Annotated in this window: 4 protein-coding genes and 1 pseudogene; 1 reads left to right on the plus strand and 4 read right to left on the minus strand. The window is 55.4% G+C overall.

Annotated elements, in window-relative coordinates; genetic code table 11:
* A pseudogene (locus tag NW835_RS02090) lies at nucleotides 1-362 on the plus strand (IS630 family transposase); the annotation flags it as partial.
* Nucleotides 363-455: 93 nt separating this feature from the next.
* Here the strand turns inward: NW835_RS02090 and NW835_RS02095 are convergent.
* From NW835_RS02095 to pilM, 4 genes are all read right to left on the minus strand, one after another.
* Nucleotides 456-2,396 (minus strand): AMIN domain-containing protein, encoded by a 1,941-nt coding sequence (locus tag NW835_RS02095; protein WP_414414398.1) that lies wholly within the window; start codon nucleotides 2,394-2,396, stop codon nucleotides 456-458.
* A 131-nt stretch (nucleotides 2,397-2,527) separates the two neighbouring features.
* Entirely contained in the window at nucleotides 2,528-3,250 is a 723-nt protein-coding gene (locus NW835_RS02100) for a hypothetical protein (protein WP_414414399.1), read from the minus strand.
* Nucleotides 3,250-3,951 carry a PilN domain-containing protein gene (locus NW835_RS02105; protein ID WP_414414400.1) on the minus strand — a complete coding sequence of 234 codons (702 nt, stop codon included), beginning with the start codon at nucleotides 3,949-3,951 and terminating at the stop codon, nucleotides 3,250-3,252. Before NW835_RS02105 ends, NW835_RS02100 begins: the two co-directional genes overlap by 1 nt.
* A gap of 60 nt (nucleotides 3,952-4,011) precedes the next feature.
* The coding region (gene pilM, locus NW835_RS02110) for a type IV pilus biogenesis protein PilM (protein ID WP_414414401.1) at nucleotides 4,012-4,365 on the minus strand (354 nt) is incomplete at its 5' end.

Genomic DNA, 4,365 nt, shown 5'->3' on the forward strand with positions numbered 1-4,365 from the left:
GGATATTCCACCGGAGGATTTGATTGCCCTCGACTAGACAGGGGTGTGGAAGGGAATGGAACGGGGATTAGCTCGGAGCTTACATGGTCAAAGAGCTTATCATTATCGTCGGAGATGCAAGGGGGAAAGCATACTGTTATTGGAGCTATTTCCCTAAGAGGAGTAGTTAGCTGTACCTGCCTGTGTATGCGCCGGAATTGAATCCTATTGAGATGATGGGGTCAGTGTTGAAGCATTTTATTTGGCAGTTTTCCAGAATTGGAAAGTATAGCCTGGAGCAGATAGTGAAGACTTCTTGACTACTGAACAATCCATCCTGCTTCCGAGGTTGGTTTGCTAGGTGTTGCTACTGTACCCCTTGATTCTTTGACAGGCTGTAATGCACAAGTTACTAATGACTAGGATGGCCGAGAATTGAGAAACTTGACGGCTTAGCATACTAACTTCCTACTGTCTTATAGATTAGAAGGTAGACCAAAGGCTACGTTATCGTCCATGATATAGGGCGTCAGCATAAAAACTACTTCATTGCGCTCATTATTCACAGTCTGGGAGCGAAACAAAGCACCTAGAAGAGGCAAGTCCCCTAACAGAGGAACCTTACGAACATCGACATCATCTCTGTCTTGGATTAGGCCGGCGATAATAAAAGTCTGTCCGTCTCTTAGTCTCAATTGAGAGGCTTCTAACTGTCTCCTATCAATGTTAAAAAGCTGGATCCCTGCAAAGTCTCCACCTTCCAGCACTTGGATGGGTATGGGGATGGAAATCTCAGGCCGAATAGTTAAGGTAACAAATCCATTGTCATCTATCCTGACATCCGAAACGTTTAAGATAACTCCAGCCTCCTCTCTCTGCAAACGCTGGGTAACAACTGGTGGCTGGTTTTCTCCTTGGGGTATAGTAATGGTTTCGACGTTTACAGGCACGCTGGTGGCAATGCTAATCCGGCTAGAGCTGCCATCTGCCACCACCACTTTGGGATCGGTTAAAATTTTGCCGGTTCCGTTCTGAATGGCTGCTTGAACTCGCAAAGCCAAGGATTGTTGCAGGCGGTTGAGGGTATTGAAGATACCTGTAATAGAGCCAGATGGCCCAGTGGGGCCAATGGATTCTACTGAGGATCCCTGAGGCTGGTTCAGTGGCTCGCCACCGAAGCTTGCCCCTCCCAAGGTTCCAACAGCAAAGTTACCAGAGGCTCCGCCCAAGTTAACCGATAAGCTCTCGTTGTTGTTCAGACGGATATCGACCGCTCTTACGGAAATCAAAACCTGCCGCCGGCGCACATCCAGTTGAGCAATCTGGGCAGCGGCGATGTCCTGCTGTCGCTCGGTGCCGATCACGGTAATGGAGTTGGTGCGCTCGTCCACATCAAATTGGGCGCCTGGAGCTACGGCATTTAAAACAGCTTCGAGACGAGGAGCTATATTTGCGGCAACGGCTTGGTTCAGGCGGTAGTTGCGCACTAGGATCCCGCTCACCCCTGGCAGGTTTTGTCCAATAAAGACAGTTTGGCCCCGTCGCTGTGCCTGTAGCTGTTTTAGCCGCAGGATAAAGTTAAACGTCTCTTGTAGGGGCGAGTCCTGCACGTCCAAAGAGATAGTCAGCTCGCGTGGAACGTCGTTGAGCACCACATTCAAACCTGCCCGTCGCACCAACAAACTCAGCACATCCCCCACGGGAGCATCCTTCAAGGTCAGGCTAATCTTGGCGTTGGTTCCCAGGTCAACAGGAGGGGGATCGGGTAGAATCGTGCCGACAGCAATATCTCCAGCCGGAGGAGCCACAGCTCTTCCTTGGAAAGGAGACTCAGCAGGCAAACTTCCTGGTGGCAGTTGGGGTTGGTTAAGCTGCCCTACGGAAGGTACCTGAGAAATGACCGGCCCAGGGGAAGCCGGCTGAGGGGGAGGAGCCACCTGAGCTGGCGGGGAAGGGGGAGGAGTTTGGGCAAGGGGCTGAGGAGTAGGGGCTGTCCCCTGGGGAGAAGGAGAGTTTTGAGCAGCCGGAGGGGAGGCAGGAGCTGGCGGCGGGGCCACAGGCTGAGGTCGGGTTGGCGAGGCCGATTGATTGGGCGCTACTTGGCTAGGCGCTGCCGCTACAGGAGCCGGCGGGGCAGAGGGCAAGCCCTCAAACTCGAAGACCAACTGCGTCGGGCTGCGCCGGGCCAGCAAGCCCTGGGGAGCTGCCGCAACACCGGCAATTTCTATCCGCACGCTGTCACTGCCTAGTTGCTTGGCTTCGATGAAGCGCACTCCCGGCAAGGGAGACTCCTGACGATAGCGGCCTTGACCGCCATCCAGTTGAGCATTGGTGATATCCCCAATCCAAGACCGGCCCTGTTGGGTAAAGAACACCTGTGGACGGGCGCCCCCTGCAGTGGTGATCTCCAGCTTCATGCGGTTTACGACGCCACTATCTGTGCTTTTCCAGCGAGGGTTCGCGCTCCCCACCTATCTTCTCAAATTCCAGCAGGATCCCCACGGAAGCAGCGCTCAACTACAGCATGGGCTGCTCTTGCCCTGCTAGGCTATTGACCGGGTGTTGGCTGTCCTTCCGCAGGGGAGGTTTGTCCTTCAGGTGTAGGGGCAGTGCCTAAGGAAATGTCTTTGTCGTAGTAATAGGCAATCAGATCAAAAGCGGCGTCTAGCTCCCCTGTATCTTGCACAGGATTTAGGCTGATGTTGCTCACCCGAAACAAGGTGCGTAGGCGCTCTACATCCCTCATGAGATTAATGATGTCCGTATAGGGGCCCCGCACCGCGACGCGACTGGTCTGCACCTGGATAGCCGGAGCAATGATCGCGGGCACTTCGGGGTTATTCGAAGAAGCAGGGGTGAGGGGGGAGGGGGTAAAACTGCGCAACTCGCTGTTGGGCTGTCCCCGCACCAGTCGGTTGAGATCGATCAGTTGCGTGTCGGCATTCTCAGGGGTGGCCAGCAAGCTGCTGATCTGCTGCTGTTGCACACGAGCCTTCTCGATCTGGTTGGGCAGATCCTGTAGGCTGGCAATCTGGCCCTGTACCTCCTGCAACTGGCTGGTTTTTTGGGCTACCTCTCTTTCCAAGGCTTGCACCTCTCTAATTAGAGGACGGAGTTGGGTGAAGGCCAAAAAGCCCGCTGTACCCAAGCCCAGGATCCCGATCAACAGGCCAATGCGAATGGGGGTCAGCTCGACACCCAGCAGTACCGGCGGCCCCGCCGGAGGTGCCATTAGTTGTTCATCGTGAAAACTGTCCAGCGAGCCGGTCATCAGTTCCCCTCCACTTGACGCAAAATGCGGATCTTTTCCACCAAGCCTATTGCTCCCCGCTGCTCCAGCTCGCGGGTAAACTCTGGGTCGGGATCCCCTATGGTTCGAATAGTAACCGTTAGGCCGTAGGTGACGCTGGGTTCAGTTTCAGGTGTGCCCTCCACTCGAGAGGCACTGTTGAGAACGGCACTGGTTACGAAGTTGGAATCCAGCAGGGTGAGCAAAAAGTCGTTCACCAAGGGAAAATCGAGCGCCCCGCCTTGGATGTTCACGGTATCCCCAGAGGCGCTGATGTTGGTTATCCACACCCCTTGGCCAGGGATCCTGCGCCGCACTTCTTCCAAAATGGCTGACCAGGGCTGGACGGATTCCAGAAAGGAGCGGAACCCCTCCGTTTGGGTGCGAATGGTTTGTAATTCTTGGCTGAGGCCCTGGAGTCGGGTCAACTCAGCATTGGCTGTGCTGAGTTCACCGTCAAGGCGGGTTTGCTCTGCCCTCAGAGTATTCCGCTGACGGGAAAAGCTGTCTTGGAAATACAAGAAAGCCCCCATGGCCACAGCAGTCACGGCAACCCCCAGGCCAATGGCCAAAGCCCAGCTCTCGGCTCCGGCGGCAGTTGTCGGGGCGGCTACCGCCCCTGTCTGAACGGTGGTGGGAACTTCCGGCCTTTCCTTAAGAAAATTGATTTCCGGTGTGTACATCCAATCGCCTCACTCATTGCTCGCTCATTGTTGGATAGTGCCTTCGAGGGATCCCTGTCGTTACTTGCCGGCTTCCCGCATGGCCAGCCCCAGGGCCACTCCCATCGCCGGGCGCTCCTCCAAGGGCACCTCGATTGCATTCGGTACCAGGATGCTGCCAAAGGGATCCACCAATTCTACGGCCAGGCTCAGCGACTGCGACAAGAAACCATCCATTTGGCCAATAGCCGCCCCCGGCCCGGCCAACAATACCTTCACCACAGGGGAGTTACTTTCTGTGCTGGTAAAGAAATCAATGGAGCGCCTCAGCTCGTCCGCCAAATCGGAGACGACCCGCGCCACCGCTGCCACACCGGGGTTGCTGGGAACCGGTTGCTCTCCCGTGGCCAAAACATCGGCGGGGTTGATCAAGGG

The sequence above is a fragment of the Synechococcus sp. OH2 genome, from assembly GCF_047462155.1.
Lineage (GTDB): Bacteria > Cyanobacteriota > Cyanobacteriia > Thermostichales > Thermostichaceae > Thermostichus.